Raw genomic sequence first — 15333 nt, forward strand, 5'->3', positions numbered from 1 at the left:
AGCCACACGAAACGGTTGTGGGGCAACACAAACGGGAGTGCCATGGGCGGCATCACGATGGCATTCGGTGAACGACATCGTCCAATCGTCGTGCGATTTCCTGTGATACGGGCGAAGGAAGACTCGCCGCGACCACGAGCCGGTGACACAGCGTCGTTTCCGCTATCGGGTGATCACGCCTCCCGCAGTCGCCGTCGATAAGGAACATGTCCCTCGGTCGACCGTGTGTGGGCGTACTGATGGTGTTTGCCGGCTGTCGCGTCCCCCCAGTCAGCGTGACAGCCGGCAAACACGCTTCAACAACGAAGAGAAGAGGTTACGGCGACGCTGGTGGCACCAGCCAGACCGCGGTGTCCGGCGGCAGCCGGTCGCCCTCCAGGGGGCCGCTGGCCAACAACACCTCACCGGGCGGCAACGGCACCAGCGCGGCCGAGGTGTTCAACGCGCAGATCAGCCCGCCTCCCTTGCGACGGAAGGCGAAACAGCCGGCCGGCGCGCCGTACCACTCGATCTCGTCACCGCGGATCGCCTGATGTGTCTTGCGAAACTCCAACGCCTGTCGGTACAGCGACAGCATCGACCCGGGGTCCTCCAGCTGCGCCTCGGCGGTGACCGCACCCCAGTCCGGGGGCATCGGCAGCCACGTGGTCCCGCCGGTGGTGAACCCGTAGGGCGGTGCCTCGCCCTCCCACGGAAGCGGGATACGGCACCCGTCCCGGCCGATGGTGTGCCCGGAGCGCTCCCACATCGGGTCCTGGCGTGCCCAACTCGGCACCTCCACCTCGGGCAGGCCCAGCTCCTCGCCGTTGTACAGGTAGACCACACCGGGCAACGCCAGCTGCACCAGCGCCATCGCCCGCGCCCGGCGCACCCCGAGCTCACCGCCGCCGTATCGGGTCACGTGTCGCGGCACGTCGTGGTTCGACAGGGTCCAGCTCGCCGGCGCACCCACCAGCTGTACTGCGGCCAGCGACTCCTCGATGGCGGTGCGCAGCGCACCGGCGTCGAACTCGGTGGACAGCAACCGGAAGTTGAACGCCATGTGCAGCTCGTCCGGCCGGATGTAGCGGGCGAACCGCTCGTTGTCCTTGACCCACACCTCACCGGTGGTGACCCGCCCCGGGTACTCGTCGAGCACCTTGCGGATCCGCCGATGGATGTCGTGCACCCCCTCGGTGTCGAACCGCGGGTCGTCGAAGTCCTCGTACAGCGCCGTGGGCGGCCCGATCCTGGACAGGTCCACGTCGGGCAGGCCGTCCGCCTTGGCCATCCCGGTCGCCACGTCCACCCGGAACCCGTCCACGCCGTGGTCCAGCCAGAACCGCAGCGTCCGCTCCAGGTCCGCCCACACCTCGGGGTGCTGCCAGTTCAGGTCCGGCTGGTGCCGGGAGAACAGGTGCAGGTACCACTGGCCGTCGGCCACCCGGGACCACGCCGAGCCACCGAACACGCTCGGCCAGTTGTTCGGCGGCAGCTCACCGGCGACGCCGCGGCCCGCCCGGAACACGTAACGCTCCCGCTCCGGGCTGCCCGGGCCGGCCTGCAGCGCGGCCTGGAACCACTCGTGCTCCTCGCTGGTGTGGTTCGGCACCACGTCGATCACGACCCGGATCCCGCGCTGGTGCGCGTCGTCGATCAGGCGGTCGAACGCGTCGAGGTCACCGAAGAGCGGGTCGACGTCGCGCGGGTCGGCGATGTCGTAGCCGTGGTCGGCCATGGGCGAGCGGAAGAACGGGGTGATCCACAGCGCGTCCACGCCGAGCAGCTCGAGGTAGCCGAGCCGACCCCGGATACCCTCCAGGTCGCCGACCCCGTCCGCGTTGGAGTCCGCGAACGAGCGGACGTACACCTGGTAGACGACCGCGGTCCGCCACCAGGTCGGGTCGTCGGCGCTCTCCTTGCGTAGGTCGGCGGATCGTCGCACGGTGAGCCATCCTGCCATCCATGGAGAGCCACGCCTGCCTCTAACGGGGGATCACGACGCGGCTCACGCCGTGATCAAGAACACGTCACGGCGGGCGACCGGGCCGCGCCGCCGCCACGTGCGAGGGAACACCGGTCAGAACCAGGAGTTGACCAGGCTGTTGGCGGCCATCTCCAGGTACTCCCACAGCTGCTGCCGGTGCGGCTCGGCCAGCCCGGCCTCGTCCACCGCGATCCGCATGCAGCGCAGCCACGCGTCCCGCTCCATCGGGCCGATCGTGAACGGGGAGTGCCGCATCCGCAGCCGCGGGTGGCCACGCCGCTCCGAGTAGGTGTGCGGCCCGCCCCAGTACTGCATGAGGAACAGCCGCAGCCGCTCCTCGGCCGGGCCGAGATCGGCCTCCGGGTACAGCGGCCGCAGCAGCTCGTCCCGGGCCACCTCCTGGTAGAAGCGCGCGACGATACGGCGGAACGTCTCCTCGCCGCCCACCGCCTCGTAGAAGCTCACCGGGGTGTCCACGTCCCCCATCCTTGCTCCACCGTTCCCTTCGGCCGGACCGGGTGCCCCGGCGGGACACCCGGTCCGGGCATGCCTGTTGGTCCCGAACCCGCGGCTACAGGTTGCCCCGTCCCAGCGCGAACGGGGCCTCGAAGCCCGCGTCGTCGAAGGCGGCCTTGACCTGGGCCCGCAGCGCCCGCTGCACCGCCCACTGCCGGCCGGGCCGCACCTTCACGGTCAGCCGCAGCGTCACCGCCTCCGAGGTCACCCGCTCCACGCCGAGCACCTCGACCTCGGCCAGCACGTCGGCGCTGAGCGGGGCCTGTTGGATGGCCCGGTTGGCCGTCTCCCCGGCCAGCTCCGCCGCCTGTGCCACGTTCGTGCTGTGCGCGATCGGCAGGTCGACCACGGCCACGGCATAGCCCTGGCTGAAGTTCCCGACCCGCAGGATCTCGCCGTTGCGCACGTACCACACCGTGCCGCTGAGGTCGCGCAGGGTGGTGACCCGAAGCCCGACCGCCTCCACGGTACCGACGGCCTCGCCGAGGTCGACGATGTCGCCGACGCCGTACTGGTCCTCCATCAACATGAACATCCCGGACAGGAAGTCCTTGACGAGGTTCTGCGCGCCGAAACCGACGGCCACGCCCACAACACCGACCGAGGCCAGGATCGGCGCCATCTGGATGCCGAGCTGACCCAGCACGGTGACCGCCGCGGTACCCAGCACCAGCAGCGATGTCACCGACTTGAGCACCGAGCCGATGGTCTTGGCCCGCTGCGCCCGGCGCTCGGACAACAGCGGCCCCAGCGCGTCCGGGGCCCGCTCCCGCAACGGCCGTAGCAGCAGGGGCACCTTGTTCTCGCCGCGTACGTTGCAGATGCGGTCGATCATCCTGTGCAGCAGGAAACGCAGCACGAACGCGATGACCACGATCAGCACGATCTGCCCGGCCCGGGCCAGCATGTCCGGCCCGTGCTCGGCCAGGAAGTTGGCGGCCTTCTCGGGGTTCTCGACCGCCTTGCTCACCCCGCTGAGGTCGGGCAGCGCCGGGTCGCTCACGGAGGTGGATGGGGCAGGGATGACAGGAGGAACAGCTTCAGCCACGTGCCAGCCTCTCCAGGTCCAGTCCGGTGGCGTCAGCCAAGAATGCCAGCTGGTCGACGCCCAGTGCGACCGTTCTGGTCACCGAGCGTGCGGCATGCCCGACATCGGTTTCGCGCCGCAGCAACACCGACCCCTGGTCGAGGTCGGCGGCCGTGGCGTGCTGCAGCGCCGCACACATCTTGCGGGCGTGACACGGGTCCACCCGGCTGTCCGACTCGAAGACGGTGAACAACGTGGCCGGGTACTTCACCCCGTCCCGCACCTGGTGATAGGGCGAGTAGGCGAGCAACCAGCCCAACTCCTCCCCGACGTCGGCGCTGCCGTACTCCTCGTTCCAGATCCGGCCGATCAGGAACTGTTCGTAGCGCACCATGTCCAGCAGCGGGGCCGAGCACACCACGGCCCGGTACAGCTCCGGCCGCTGGGTGAGCGCGGCCCCGACCAGCAGGCCGCCGTTGGAGCCGCCGATGGTCGCCAGCTGCTCCGGCGTGGTCCAGCCGGCGTCGACCAGATGCCCGGCCGCGGCGTGGAAGTCGTCGAACACGTTCTGCTTGCGCTCGCGCATCCCGGCCTCGTGCCAGGCCTCGCCTTCCTCGCCACCGCCCCGCAGCGACGCCAGTGCCCACACACCGCCGGCCGCGACCCAGGCCAGCGCGGTGGCGCTGTAGCCGGGCTCGCGGCTGATCGAGAAGCCGCCGTAGCCGGTGAGCATCGCCGGCCGCGGCCGGTCGGGCTCGCTGGTCGGGGTGATGAGGAACATCCGCACGGTCGTCCCGTCCGCCGACCGGTACTCCACCTGCCGGGTGGTCACCGGGGGCGGCTCCACCGCGCCGGGAGCCCGCTCGACCAGCTCCACCGCGGGCGCGCCCAGCCGGTACCGGTGCACACCGGGCGGGGTGACGAAGTCGGTGTAGCCCAACCAGACCGTGTCCCTGCCGTGCTCGGTGGCCTCGTCCACGCACGTCAGGCCGGTCAGCGAGCCGGTGCCGGGCAGCTCGACCGCGCCGGTGCGTTCCCCGGTGGCCGGGTCGTGCAGGTGCACCTCGGCGACGGCGTGCCGGGTCCGCAGCACCGCCAGGCGCGGCTCGTGGTCGCCTCCGGGGACCCAGCGCACGCCGTCCAGCACCGAGTCCGGCTCCTCGGCGATCAGCTCTCTCCAGTGCGCGGGCCCGGGGTTCGCCGGGTCGGCCACGCACAGTCGCCACCGCGGCGCGTCGAGCGTGGTCATCAGGTAGAGCCGGCCGTCGCGCTCCACCCAGGCCGCGCAGCGGGCACCGGCCTGGTCGTCCAGCACCTGCCGCAGCTCCGGCACGGTCCCGCCGGCCGCGAGGTCGGCCAGCCACACCGCGTCCCGCCGCGCGGTGCCCCTGCTGCCGTCCACCACGAGCCAGCGGCCGTCCCGGGACACCCGCACCCCGTAGTAGTAGGTCGGGTCGAGGCCCTCGCCGTGCACCAGCACGTCGGTGTCCGGCTCGGTGCCCACCCGGTGCCGCCACACCCGGCGGTGGAACTGCTCCTCACCCGCCGGCACCCGCTCCGGGGCCAGCCGTCGGACGTAGAAGTACTCCTCGCCGCCGGGCAGCCACGCGATCTCGGAGTACTTGCACCGGTCGATCGGGCCCTCGAGCACCTCGCCGGTGTCCACGTCGAGCACGTGCAGCAGCGACTCCTCGTCGCCACCGACCGAGACCTGGTACGCCAGCAGGTGGCCCTCCAGGCTGGGTGCCCAGGCGTCGAGCGTGGTGCGGCCGCTCGGATCGAGGGCCGAGACGTCCAGCAGGGCCCGCTCGCCGCCGTCGGGCTCGCGCACCAGCAGCACCGGGTGCTCCTGGCCGGGTTCGCGTCGGGTGAAGAAGGCCCGCCCGGCTCGCCACACCGGTACCGAGACCGATCCGGCGCGCATCAGTCGTTCCAGGTAACGGGCGGCGGTCTGCCGGCCGGGCAGCGCGTCGAGACGCTGCCTGGCGAGCGTGTCCTGGGCGGCCGACCACGCCTCGGTACGGGGGTCGGCCGCGTCTTCCAGCCAGCGGTACGGGTCGGCCACCCGATGGCCGTGCAGCTCCTCGACAAGATCCAGTCGCTCGGCGGGTGGGTAGCCGTCCGCGGGCGGTCTGGCGGGGGTGGTCACGGGGGGTGCGTCGGTCACGGCAGCGACAGTAACGACCCGGCGTGTCGGCCCCCGGTGAGACCGGCGTTTCCACCGGTCACGAGGTGACGGACGCGACGCGGCCCACATCGTACGTGCGTTCTGGGTGCTCTTTGTGGTCGACTAGGCCCAACACCAGTGGGTCGGACCACTCCAGGGTCCGGCCCACCGGACGGGGCTGCCAGCCCCGCAACCGGCGGAGGTGGTCGCGTGCCCGACCGACAACCGACCCCGATCGGCGCCCCCGGAGGGCCGGCGCCGCGGACCGTTTCGCGCCCGCAGCCCCGGCCCCCGACGAGGACCGTCGGTCCGGTGGCCGGTGTGGTCGCGGATCGCGCCACCGGTGGCACCGTCCCCGCCTGGGGCCGCCGCCGGGTACTGCTGCTCAACACCACGTTCGAACCCCTCACCGCGCTGCCGCTGCGCCGCGCGATCGTGCTCGTGGTCTGCGGGAAGGCCGAGGTGGTGCACGGTGACCCGGCGGGGCTGACGCTGCACTCGGCCAGCCGCACGATCCTGGTGCCCTCGGTGATCCGGCTCAGCAACTACGTGCGGGTGCCCTACCGCGCCCGGGTCCCCCTGACCCGGGCCGGGCTGATGCACCGGGACCGCTACCGCTGCGCCTACTGCGGCGGTCGGGCCGAGACGATCGACCACGTGGTGCCCCGCAGCAGAGGCGGGGCGCACTCATGGGAGAACTGTGTGGCCAGCTGCGCGCGGTGCAACCACCGCAAGGCGGACAAGCTGCTCGTCGAGTTGGGTTGGCGGTTGCGGATCACCCCGACCGCGCCACGCGGCCCACACTGGCGGCTGCTGGCCGGGGTGACCGACACCGACCCGCTCTGGTTGCCCTACCTGGGCGAGCCCGCCGCCTGACCGGTCCGGTCCCCAGCTCCGTCCGGTCGCGGCGGGCGGTGATCAGGCGGCCCGTTGGCCGTGGATGCGCACCCCGCGGCTCACCTCGCCGTGGCTGCGCACGCCCCCGTGGATACGGACGCCCCGCTCGCATCCACGGTGGATCCGAACCCCACCGTGGATGTGGACGCCGCACTCGATGTCGCCGTGGATACGGACGCCCCGACCGGCGTCGGCGTGGATGCGCACGCCACGTTCTGCCCCCTGGTGGATGCGCACCCCGGCGTGGATCCGCACCCCGCGCGCGTAGTCACTGTGGACGCCACTGTCGTCGACGCCGTGGATGCGGACACCGGACCGGCCTCGTGCGTCCCGAGGGATCCGGACACCCGCGTGGATCCGCACCCCACGGTCGGAACGGTCCCGTGCCCGCTGCGCCAGGTCGACGACAGTGCCGGAACCGGACGTCGCAGTGCGTTCACCCCCGCCCGTTTCGGACCGCAGGAACCTCGGACGGGTGAGGTCGATGGTCTGGGTGGGGGCCGTGGCGATCCGCATAACCGGTCCTCCTGGGGAGAGAAGTCGTGTTGAGGATCATTCGTGTTGTCCGCAAGACCCGGACAGGTGAAAAGCTAGGAGTCAGATAGCCCGGGGACAAGCCGCCAACCTGCCCGCTGTTCGCCGCCTTCCGGCCGCAGGGCGTTCGGACGATGCGTATCTGCTGTCCGAGTGAGCTGAGATCACGCTCCGCACACTGCGCTACTACCCCCGGTAGGGTCTGCGGGCAATATGCGGCGGGGGAGGGTCGTGACGTATGCGCGCGGCGTGACCGCTGCGTGTCGGACGGGGGGTACGGCGGACCGATGACCGAACACGGCGACGAGGCGCGGGTGGACCCCGCCGGCGTGCGGGAGGTGCCGCAGGGGGTCCACACACGTGCCTTCCACCGCCTCATGGTGGCCTGGACGGTGTCGCTGGTCGGCGACGGCGTCCGGGTGGTGGCATTGCCGCTGTTCACCGCGGTGTCCACCCGGGACCCGCTCGCGGTCTCCGCCGTGGCCGTGGCCGAGGTGCTGCCCTGGCTGCTCGTCGCGTTGCCCGCCGGCGCCCTGGTGGACCGGTGGCGACCCCGCACCGTGGTGCTGGTGGCCCACGTCGGCCGGGGCCTGCTGACCCTGGGGTTCGCCGCCGCCCTGTTCACCGGGCACGCGACCGTGCCGGTCCTGGTCGCTGTCGCGTTCGTGCTGACCTCCGCGGAGACGTTCGCCGACTCGGCGTCCCAGCTGCTGCTGGTCGCCCTGGCCGGCCCGGCCGACCTGGACGCGGCGAACAGCAGGTTCATCAGTGTCGAGACGGCCGGGGTGGACCTGGCCGGCCCACTGGCCGCGAGCGCGTTGTTCGCCTGGGAACCCGCCGCCTGCTTCGCCGTGGACGGGCTCTCCTTCCTGGTGGCCGCGTTGTTCGTGGCCAGCCTGCCCGATGTTGCGCCGCACCGCGAGCCCTCCGGCGGTGCCCGGTTGCGGACCCAGATCGCCGAGGGGGCCCAGTTCCTGCTCCGGCACCGCGGGCTGCGGGTCCTGGTGCTGGTCGTGGTCTCCGCCGCGGTGGCCGCCAGCGCGGTCAACGCCATCACCGCGCTGTATGCGGTGGAGGTGCTGGCCATCCCGGCGCCGCTGGTCCCGACGCTGATGGTCGCCATGGCGGTGGGCACGATCGCGGTCGCCTCGGTCGTGCCGGCGCTGGTCCGGCGGTTCGGCGAGGGGCCGCTGATGATCACGGCGCTGGTGGTGCTCGCGGCCGGCTTCGGCCTGCTCGGGCTGGTGCCGCACCCGGCCGTCGGCTGGGCCGGCTACCTGGTCATCGGTGTAGGCGCCGGGGCGTGGAACGTGTTGTCGGCAACCCGCCGGCAGCGGCTGACGCCCGGGTCGATGATGGGCCGGGTCTCCAGCACCTACCGCGTGCTGACCTGGGGCCTGATGCCGATCGGGGCCGGCATGGCCGGCCCGGTGGCGGTCATGTCCTCGCTGGGCACGGTCTTCCTGCTCGCCGCGGGCGTGGTGGGCGTGGCCGCCCTGCTCGCCGCCCGCCCGCTGCTACGCACCGGCACGGTGGCTCCCGCCGAGAAGGTTTGAGTCCGACCCGCGACCCGGGTCCGATCCCGGCACGGAAGGTTGCGTCGAACCTGGCGCGTGCCCGCCGTCCTCGCCGGTTGCCGGGGGCCGCGCGCGTTTCTTGGCGCGGGCGTAGACCTGCCTGCGGACCCGGCAGACCAGCTGCCCGTCGGCGTCGACGACCGCGGTGTCGAACCAGACCAGGGCCTTGCCGCCTGCCGCCGCCTGCCGACGGAACTCGTCCAGGTGCCCGTCGGTCAGGCGGAACTCGGCGAAGACGTCGCCCCGGCCCGGGCGGACGTAGTCGATCTCGGCCGCCCTGTCCCACACCACGTAGTCGCGGCCGAGGTTGTTCAGCACCATCAGCATCCAGAACGGGTCGATCATCGAGAACAGCGACCCGCCGAAGTGCGTGCCCACGTAGTTTCGGTTCCACCGGTACATCCGCAACCGCACCTTCGCGTACCGGTAGTCATCGCTCAGCGCCAGTACGCGGATACCGGCGAACACCAGCGGCGGCCACAGGTTCAGCCGCCGACGAAGGCTACGGGCACGCATGGGACCAGTCTCGCAGCAAACCTACTCAAAAGTAGTGTGAGGTGTGTCCGATTCCCCACCATCCCGGGCTCCGCCGTCCGGGCACCGCCCGACACCCGCCCGTCGCCCAGTCGCCATCGAACGTGGCTGGCGCCCGGCCCCGCCATCGACTCGAATGAGGAAGAACGGTCCGCTGCGGGGAGGTGGCATGGGCGAACTACACGAACTGAGCGCGGTGGAACAAGCCGCCGCGGTACGACGCCGCGAGGTGAGTCCGGTCGAGCTGGTCGAGCACCACCTCCGTCGCGCCGAGGAACATCCGGAGCTGGGCGCGTTCACCGTCCTCACCCCGGAGACCGCGCTCGACCAGGCGGCCACCGCCGAGCGCCTCGTGCGGCACGCCGAGGACCCGGACACGCTGCCCCCGCTGCTCGGCGTGCCCACCGCGATCAAGGACCTCACGCTGACCGCGGGCGTGCGCACCACCTTCGGCTCGGCCGCGTTCGCCGACTACGTGCCGCACGTCGACGAGGACGCGGTGGTGTTGTTGCGGCAGGCGGGCACCATCAGCATCGGCAAGACCAGCACCCCCGAGTTCGGCATGGCCTGCTACACCGAGCCTGCCGGGCTGCCGCCGGCGGTCACCCCGCACGACCCCACCCGGCTGGCCGGTGGTTCCTCCGGCGGGGCCGGCGCGGCCGTGGCCGCCGGCCTACTGCCGTTCGCCCAGGGCAGTGACGGCGCCGGTTCCCTGCGCATCCCCGCCGCCTGCTGCGGCCTGGTCGGGCTCAAGCCGACCCGCGGACGCGTCCCGCGCGGGCCGTTCGGCGGGGACGTCACCGGGTTCTCGGTGGTCGGGCCGCTGGCCCGCACGGTCGCCGACGCCGCAGCGATGCTCGACGCCCTGGCCGTGGAGAAGCCGGGCGAGCCGTGGACGGTCCACTCACCCGGCGAGTCCTTCCTCGCGGCCACCCACCGCCCACCGGGCCGGCTCCGGGTCGGCCGCTACGCCACCCCGATCATCCCCGGCGTGCCGGTCGAACCGGAGTACCTGGGCGCCTGGGAGGACGCCTCGGCACTGCTGGAGCAGCTCGGGCACGACGTGGTCGACGTCGAGCTGGCGTTCGCCGAGCACGCGGTGGCCGCCGTGGAGACGATCTGGAACGTCGTCGCGCACAGCATCCCGACCGACCCCGCCCGCGAGCAGGACCTGCTCCCACTCACCCGCTGGCTGCGCGAGCGCGGGTCGGCCACCTCCGCCCCGGAGTTCCTGCGCGCCCTGCAGGTCGCGCACTCGGTCGCCCGCGCGGCGGTCACCGCGCACCTGGCCTTCGACGTCGTGCTCACCCCCGCGTTGGCCCACCTGCCGCCGCCGGTCGGCTGGTTCAGCGGCGTCGACCCAGCCCAGGACCTGGCCCGGCAGAAGGCGTTCACCCCGTTCACCACCGGCTACAACGTGACCGGCCAGCCGGCGTTGGCGTTGCCGCTGAGCTGGACCGCCGACGGGCTACCGGTGGCGGTGCAGCTGGTCGGCCGGCACGGCGAGGAGAGCCTGCTGCTGTGTCTGGCCGCCCAGCTCGAACAGGCTCGTCCCTGGGCTGCGCACCGGCCCGCCTGCTGGTGAGGGCCGGGGCCGTTGGGCGCGGCGACGCCCGGGACCGGCGCGCCGGGTGCGGGTGGCATCGGCTACGGTACGGGCCGTGAGCGTCGTGGAGACCGTCGCCGTCTTTGCGCTGATCCCGCTGGCCATCTACGGCGTGATCACGCTGATGACGCTGTGGCCGAAGTTCACCCGCGGGCCGCGCTACCGACCCGGTCAGGAGTGGGAGTACGAGCCGGTGTGGTGGACCGCCAATCCCGCGGGCCTGGGCGCGTCCACCGCGGCCGTGCCGGCCGGTGAGACCGGGGCCGGTGTGCCCGCGGCGACCGCTCGGGGAGGTGCCCGTGGCAACTGGTGAGCTGGACGAGCGGACCCCCGGCGTCGACCCCGCCGAGCTGGGGCCGGGTGAGGCGTTGATGCCGACCGGTCGAGTGTCGGTGGCCCGCCGCATCCCCCCGGACCGGCCGCGGCTGCCCTTCACCCCGCGCCAGCTGGCCCTGTTGGACGAGGCGTTGACGGTGACCAGCCGGGAGACCGGCCTGGACTTCAGCATCTATTTCGGCGACCTGGGCTCGGACACCCGCGCTCGCGCCGAGCAGCTGCACGCCATGACCGCCCGCCCCAGCGACGCCGTGCTGATCGCGGTGTCCCCCGGGCAGCGGGTGGTCGAGCTGGTGACCGGCGAGGAGTCGCAGCGCCGGCTCGCCGAACGCGGCTGCAAGCTCGCCGTGATGAGCATGGTCGGCTTCTTCAAGGAAGGCGACCTGTGCGGCGGCCTGGTGAGCGGGCTGCGCATGCTGTCGGACCAGGCTGGACGCGCGCCCCGGCGCTGAAGGTGTTGACTGTGCTGGCGCTCGGTCGGCGGACCGGGCGCCACACGTATCTCCGCCGGCTGTTGCTGTGTCCGCAAACTTTGCGCGTTCGCTGTCGCCGGTCTCACCCGTGAAATCGGAGGCCGTCTGGAGCGGACGGCCAGCGGCGGTCAGAGCAGACCGAACCGCTGGAAGTAGTCGGTCAGCTCCACGGCGGAGGAGGTGACCCCGATGGCACCCAACTCGCGCGCCCGGAAACTCGCCTGTGCGAAGTTCTTGGGTACGCAGAACACCACCACCGGGATGTCCACCCCGACGTCGCGCACCTCGCGCAAGAGCTCCAAACCGGCCTCCGGCTGGTAGGTGCCACTCTCCACGCGACCCATGTCGGTCACGATCAGTCGGTAGCGCCGACGGGACAGGGTCCCCATGGCCTCGCTCGTGGTGCCGACCAGGTCGACGCGTACCCCGTTGTTCCGCAGCTGCTCCATGAGCAACGCCTTGCTTTCCGGGTGGTCGTCGACCCACAACACGGCGAACGGCTCGCGTTCCCGGTCCGCCGCCGGCACCGGCTCGGGCGGACGTGTCGGCTCACCTTCTGTCACCGGCGGCGGACCCGGGACGGCGTGGGGGGCGGTCTCCAGCGCCTTGCGCAGCGTCGACACCTGCCGCTGCAGGTCCTGGATCAGCTCGTTCTGCTGGCTGCTGAGCTCCCGGAAGGTGATGCGCTGCCCACCGATCTCGAAGTCGAGCTGGCGGGTCTCAGCCGACCGCAGCACCCGCACCAGGTAGGGGCGGAGCGAGGTGAGGGCGTACAACGCGATCAGCGGCCACATCAGGCTACCGATTGCGGTGATGAGCAGCGCCGCGTCGCCCATGCCCGTCAGCTTACGCTGAGTGTCCGCGGGACTACCGCATGCCGAACCGGCGACGTCGAACGGAGGGTCCCCGTGGCGGCCGGGTACCGCCAGCCGCCACGGGGACCGATCCGCAAGGTCAGGAACGGTCGAACTCGCGGGCCGCCAGCGCCCGCTCCACGCCCGAACGGCCCTCCGTCACCAGCCGTCGCAGGGCGGGCGGCCGGTCCTGCCCCAGCCACTCGTCCGCCGCGGCCAGCGTCGCCCGGTCCACCGCCCACGCCGGGAACAGGCCCACCACCGTGGGCTGCGCACGCTCGCTGGAGCGCCGCTCCCACACGCCGGCCACGTCCGCGAAGTACCGCGCGACGTAGGGCGCCAGCAGCCGCTTCTGCGCCGGGTGGGAGAAACCGCTGATGATGGCGTCGTTGATCGCGTTCGGCAGCTCGTCGTCGTGCACCGCGCGCCGCCACGCCTCCGCCTTGGCCGCCGGTGTCGGCAGCAGGGCCCGCGCCCGTTCCGCCTGCCGCCGGCCGCTGGCGGTGTTGTCGCGCTCCAGCTCGGCGGTGATCTCGGTGTCGTCGGCGGCGCCGTGGGCGGCGAGGGCCTGGAGGAGGCGCCAGCGCAGGTCGGTGTCGACGGTGAGACCGGGTAGCGGGGCGGAACCGTCCAGCCAACCCCGGATCGCGGCGAGCTGCTCGGCGTCCAGCACCGAGCCGGTGAGTGCGTTGACGAAGGCGAGCTGGTGGTCCGAACCGGGTTCGGCGGAGCGGGCCAGCTCCATCACCTTGGTGGTGAACCGGCGCCACGCCTGCTCGGTGTAGCCCGGGTCGGTGTAGGAGTTCACCGCGGTCTGCGCCTGCAGCAGCAGGCGCTGGACCATGCCGACCTCGGTTTCGGTGGGGATGCCGCCGAGGACGAGGGTGAGGAAGTCGCGGGCCTTGAGTTCGGCTTCTCGGGTCATCTCCCAGGCGGCGGACCAGCACAGGGACCGGGGCAGCGGTTCGGCGATGTCGCCGATGTGGTCGATGAGGGTGGCCAGCGAGTCGGGGTCCAGGCGCATCGTGCAGTAGGTGAGGTCGTCGTCGTTGACCAGCACGAGCTTGCCGCGGTGCACGCCGATGAGGTCGGCAACCTCGGTGCGGTCGCCGCTGACGTCGAGTTCGACGCGGTGGGTGCGTACCAGGTGCCCGGTGTCGTCGGTGTCGTAGATGCCGACCGCCAGCCGGTGGGTGCGGTGCTCGCCCCTGCCGGGGCGGGCCGGGCCCTGCAGGACGGCGAAGTCGGTGAACCGTCCCTGGGCGTCGACCGTGAAGCTGGGCCGCAGCAGGTTGAGGCCGGTGGTCTCCAGCCACTGGGCGCTCCAGCCGGACAGATCGCGGCCGGAGGCTTCCTCCAGGGCGGACAGCAGGTCTGCCAGGGTGGCGTTGCCCCAGGCGTGCTTGTCGAAGTACAGGCGCAACCCGGCCAGGAAGTTGTCCACCCCGACGTAGGCGACCAGCTGCTTGAGCACCGCGGCGCCCTTGGCGTAGGTGATGCCGTCGAAGTTGACCTCCACCGCCTGCAGATCGACGATGTCGCAGGCGATCGGGTGGGTGGAGGGCATCTGGTCCTGCCGGTAGGCCCACGCCTTCTCGATGGAGGCGAACGTGGTCCAGGCGTGGACGTATTCGGTGGCCTCGGCTTGGGCGAAGACGCTGGCCCAGGTGGCGAACGACTCGTTCAGCCACAGGTCGTCCCACCAGCGCATGGTGACCAGGTCGCCGAACCACATGTGTGCCATCTCGTGCAGCACGGTCTCCGCGCGCCGCTCGTACATGTAGCGCGTCACGCGGCTGCGGAAGACGTAGTCCTCCAAGAAGGTCACGCACCCGGCGTTTTCCATGGCGCCGGCGTTGAACTCCGGTACGAAGCACTGGTCGTACTTGCCGAACGGATACCGCACCCCGAAAGCGCGGTGGAAGAACTCGAAACCCTGCTTGGTCTCGGTGAACAGGCGCTCGGTGTCCAGGTGCTCGGCGAGTGAGGCCCGGCAGTACAGCCCCAGCGGGATTTCCCCGTCGGCATCGACGTAGCTGTCCCGCCACTCCACATAGGGACCGGCCACCAACGCCACCAGGTAGGTCGACATCGGCTTGCCGGTGGCGAAGACGTGCCGGCGCGCCGCACCAGCCGGCTCCACCTGCTCCACCGCGGCGTTGGAGATCACCTTCCAGTCCGCCGGCGCGGTCACCGACAGCGCGTAGACCGCCTTCAGGTCCGGCTGGTCGAAACAGGCGAACATCCGCTTGGCGTCCGCCGTCTCGAACTGCGTGTAGAGGTAGACGCCCCCGTCGACGGGGTCGACGAACCGGTGTAGGCCCTCACCGGTGTTGGTGTACCGGCACCGCGCCTCGACCAGGAGTTCGTTGTGCTCGGCCAGCTTCGGCAGGGGGATCCCGTCCTCCTCGCGGTAGGCGGAGACGTCCAGCTCGACGCCGTTGAGCACCGCCCGGTCCACGCCGTCGGCCACCAGGTCGATCCACGTCGACGCCCCCGCCCGCCGGGAGCGGAACCGCACCCGGGTCACCGAACGGAACACCACCTCGCCCGGGCGACCCGCACCATCGGTGAGATCCAGATCGACGTCATACGACGCCACGTCCAGCAGCTCAGCCCGCTGCTGCGCCTGCTCCCGGGTCAGGTTGGGCGGGGCCATCTCCACCTCGTTCCTCCAGCTCGATTCCTGCTTCCCGCCGAATCCAATCACGTTCGGGGGGATTGCCGCCGGCCAGTTCGGGCGGGAACACCGGCGCGGCTCGTCCGGTTGAGTGAGGCGAGGGGTACCCCGTTGGTGGCCCCTGCCGTGCGAGTGCAGTGCGAGCGTGCGAGGGAAAGAGGCGCGT

Annotated in this window: 13 protein-coding genes; 5 read left to right on the plus strand and 8 right to left on the minus strand. The window is 71.8% G+C overall.

The genetic code is table 11. The features are described from left to right. Nucleotides 1-316: 316 nt before the first annotated feature. The 4 genes from IEY55_RS18365 to IEY55_RS18380 all read right to left on the minus strand — a co-directional run bounded on the left by IEY55_RS18365 (nucleotide 317) and on the right by IEY55_RS18380 (nucleotide 5676). Nucleotides 317-1924, minus strand: coding sequence for a glycoside hydrolase family 13 protein (locus IEY55_RS18365; protein WP_229686516.1), 1608 nt, complete (start codon nucleotides 1922-1924; stop codon nucleotides 317-319). 135 nt (nucleotides 1925-2059) lie between these two features. Further along, entirely contained in the window at nucleotides 2060-2452 is a 393-nt protein-coding gene (locus tag IEY55_RS18370; protein ID WP_189059502.1) for a globin, read from the minus strand. An 85-nt stretch (nucleotides 2453-2537) separates the two neighbouring features. Continuing rightward, nucleotides 2538-3389: a mechanosensitive ion channel domain-containing protein gene (locus IEY55_RS18375; protein WP_189059713.1), complete on the minus strand. Its 852-nt coding sequence runs from the start codon at nucleotides 3387-3389 to the stop codon at nucleotides 2538-2540. A gap of 133 nt (nucleotides 3390-3522) precedes the next feature. Continuing rightward, nucleotides 3523-5676, minus strand: coding sequence for a prolyl oligopeptidase family serine peptidase (locus IEY55_RS18380; protein WP_229686518.1), 2154 nt, complete (start codon nucleotides 5674-5676; stop codon nucleotides 3523-3525). A 210-nt stretch (nucleotides 5677-5886) separates the two neighbouring features. Between IEY55_RS18380 and IEY55_RS18385 the strand changes: the two genes are divergently transcribed. After that, entirely contained in the window at nucleotides 5887-6552 is a 666-nt protein-coding gene (locus IEY55_RS18385) for an HNH endonuclease (protein ID WP_189059506.1), read from the plus strand. Between the two features lie 42 nt (nucleotides 6553-6594). Here the strand turns inward: IEY55_RS18385 and IEY55_RS18390 are convergent, their stop codons facing one another. Then, nucleotides 6595-7089: a hypothetical protein gene (locus IEY55_RS18390; RefSeq protein WP_189059508.1), complete on the minus strand. Its 495-nt coding sequence runs from the start codon at nucleotides 7087-7089 to the stop codon at nucleotides 6595-6597. 305 nt (nucleotides 7090-7394) lie between these two features. On the opposite strand from IEY55_RS18390, the gene IEY55_RS18395 reads away from it, so the two are divergent. Then, nucleotides 7395-8663 (plus strand): MFS transporter, encoded by a 1269-nt coding sequence (locus tag IEY55_RS18395; protein ID WP_189059509.1) that lies wholly within the window; start codon nucleotides 7395-7397, stop codon nucleotides 8661-8663. Here IEY55_RS18395 and IEY55_RS18400 read toward each other — a convergent pair. Then, nucleotides 8625-9200: a DUF4442 domain-containing protein gene (locus IEY55_RS18400; RefSeq protein WP_189059511.1), complete on the minus strand. Its 576-nt coding sequence runs from the start codon at nucleotides 9198-9200 to the stop codon at nucleotides 8625-8627. The two genes, IEY55_RS18395 and IEY55_RS18400, sit on opposite strands and share 39 nt — an antisense overlap. Nucleotides 9201-9387: 187 nt before the next feature. Between IEY55_RS18400 and IEY55_RS18405 the strand changes: the two genes are divergently transcribed. The 3 genes from IEY55_RS18405 (at nucleotide 9388) to IEY55_RS18415 (ending at nucleotide 11612) form a co-directional block, all read left to right on the plus strand. Beyond that, complete coding sequence (locus IEY55_RS18405) at nucleotides 9388-10803, plus strand: amidase (protein ID WP_189059514.1); 1416 nt, start codon at nucleotides 9388-9390, stop codon at nucleotides 10801-10803. A gap of 76 nt (nucleotides 10804-10879) precedes the next feature. After that, nucleotides 10880-11137 (plus strand): aa3-type cytochrome oxidase subunit CtaJ, encoded by a 258-nt coding sequence (gene ctaJ, locus IEY55_RS18410; RefSeq protein ID WP_189059516.1) that lies wholly within the window; start codon nucleotides 10880-10882, stop codon nucleotides 11135-11137. Then, nucleotides 11124-11612, plus strand: coding sequence for a DUF5130 family protein (locus IEY55_RS18415; RefSeq protein WP_189059518.1), 489 nt, complete (start codon nucleotides 11124-11126; stop codon nucleotides 11610-11612). Before ctaJ ends, IEY55_RS18415 begins: the two co-directional genes overlap by 14 nt. Before the next feature lie 149 nt (nucleotides 11613-11761). Here IEY55_RS18415 and IEY55_RS18420 read toward each other — a convergent pair whose 3' ends face one another. Next, nucleotides 11762-12469, minus strand: coding sequence for a response regulator (locus IEY55_RS18420; protein WP_189059520.1), 708 nt, complete (start codon nucleotides 12467-12469; stop codon nucleotides 11762-11764). A gap of 118 nt (nucleotides 12470-12587) precedes the next feature. Then, the gene (pepN, locus tag IEY55_RS18425) at nucleotides 12588-15146 is read right to left on the minus strand and encodes an aminopeptidase N (protein ID WP_189059522.1); all 2559 of its coding nucleotides are present in this window, start codon (nucleotides 15144-15146) and stop codon (nucleotides 12588-12590) included. Between the last annotated feature and the right edge of the window lie 187 nt (nucleotides 15147-15333).

The sequence above is a fragment of the Longimycelium tulufanense genome, assembly GCF_014645795.1.
GTDB classification, from domain to species: Bacteria; Actinomycetota; Actinomycetes; order Mycobacteriales; family Pseudonocardiaceae; genus Longimycelium; species Longimycelium tulufanense.

Excerpts from the sequence above, each read along its gene's own strand:
- IEY55_RS18375 (WP_189059713.1), bottom strand. The coding sequence starts at position 3,389 with ATGCTGGCCCGGGCCGGGCAGATCGTGCTGATCGTGGTCATCGCGTTC.
- IEY55_RS18395 (WP_189059509.1), top strand. The coding sequence starts at position 7,395 with ATGACCGAACACGGCGACGAGGCGCGGGTGGACCCCGCCGGCGTGCGG.
- IEY55_RS18400 (WP_189059511.1), bottom strand. The coding sequence starts at position 9,200 with ATGCGTGCCCGTAGCCTTCGTCGGCGGCTGAACCTGTGGCCGCCGCTG.
- IEY55_RS18405 (WP_189059514.1), top strand. The coding sequence starts at position 9,388 with ATGGGCGAACTACACGAACTGAGCGCGGTGGAACAAGCCGCCGCGGTA.
- IEY55_RS18370 (WP_189059502.1), bottom strand. The coding sequence starts at position 2,452 with ATGGGGGACGTGGACACCCCGGTGAGCTTCTACGAGGCGGTGGGCGGC.
- pepN (WP_189059522.1), bottom strand. The coding sequence starts at position 15,146 with ATGGCCCCGCCCAACCTGACCCGGGAGCAGGCGCAGCAGCGGGCTGAG.
- IEY55_RS18390 (WP_189059508.1), bottom strand. The coding sequence starts at position 7,089 with ATGCGGATCGCCACGGCCCCCACCCAGACCATCGACCTCACCCGTCCG.
- IEY55_RS18420 (WP_189059520.1), bottom strand. The coding sequence starts at position 12,469 with ATGGGCGACGCGGCGCTGCTCATCACCGCAATCGGTAGCCTGATGTGG.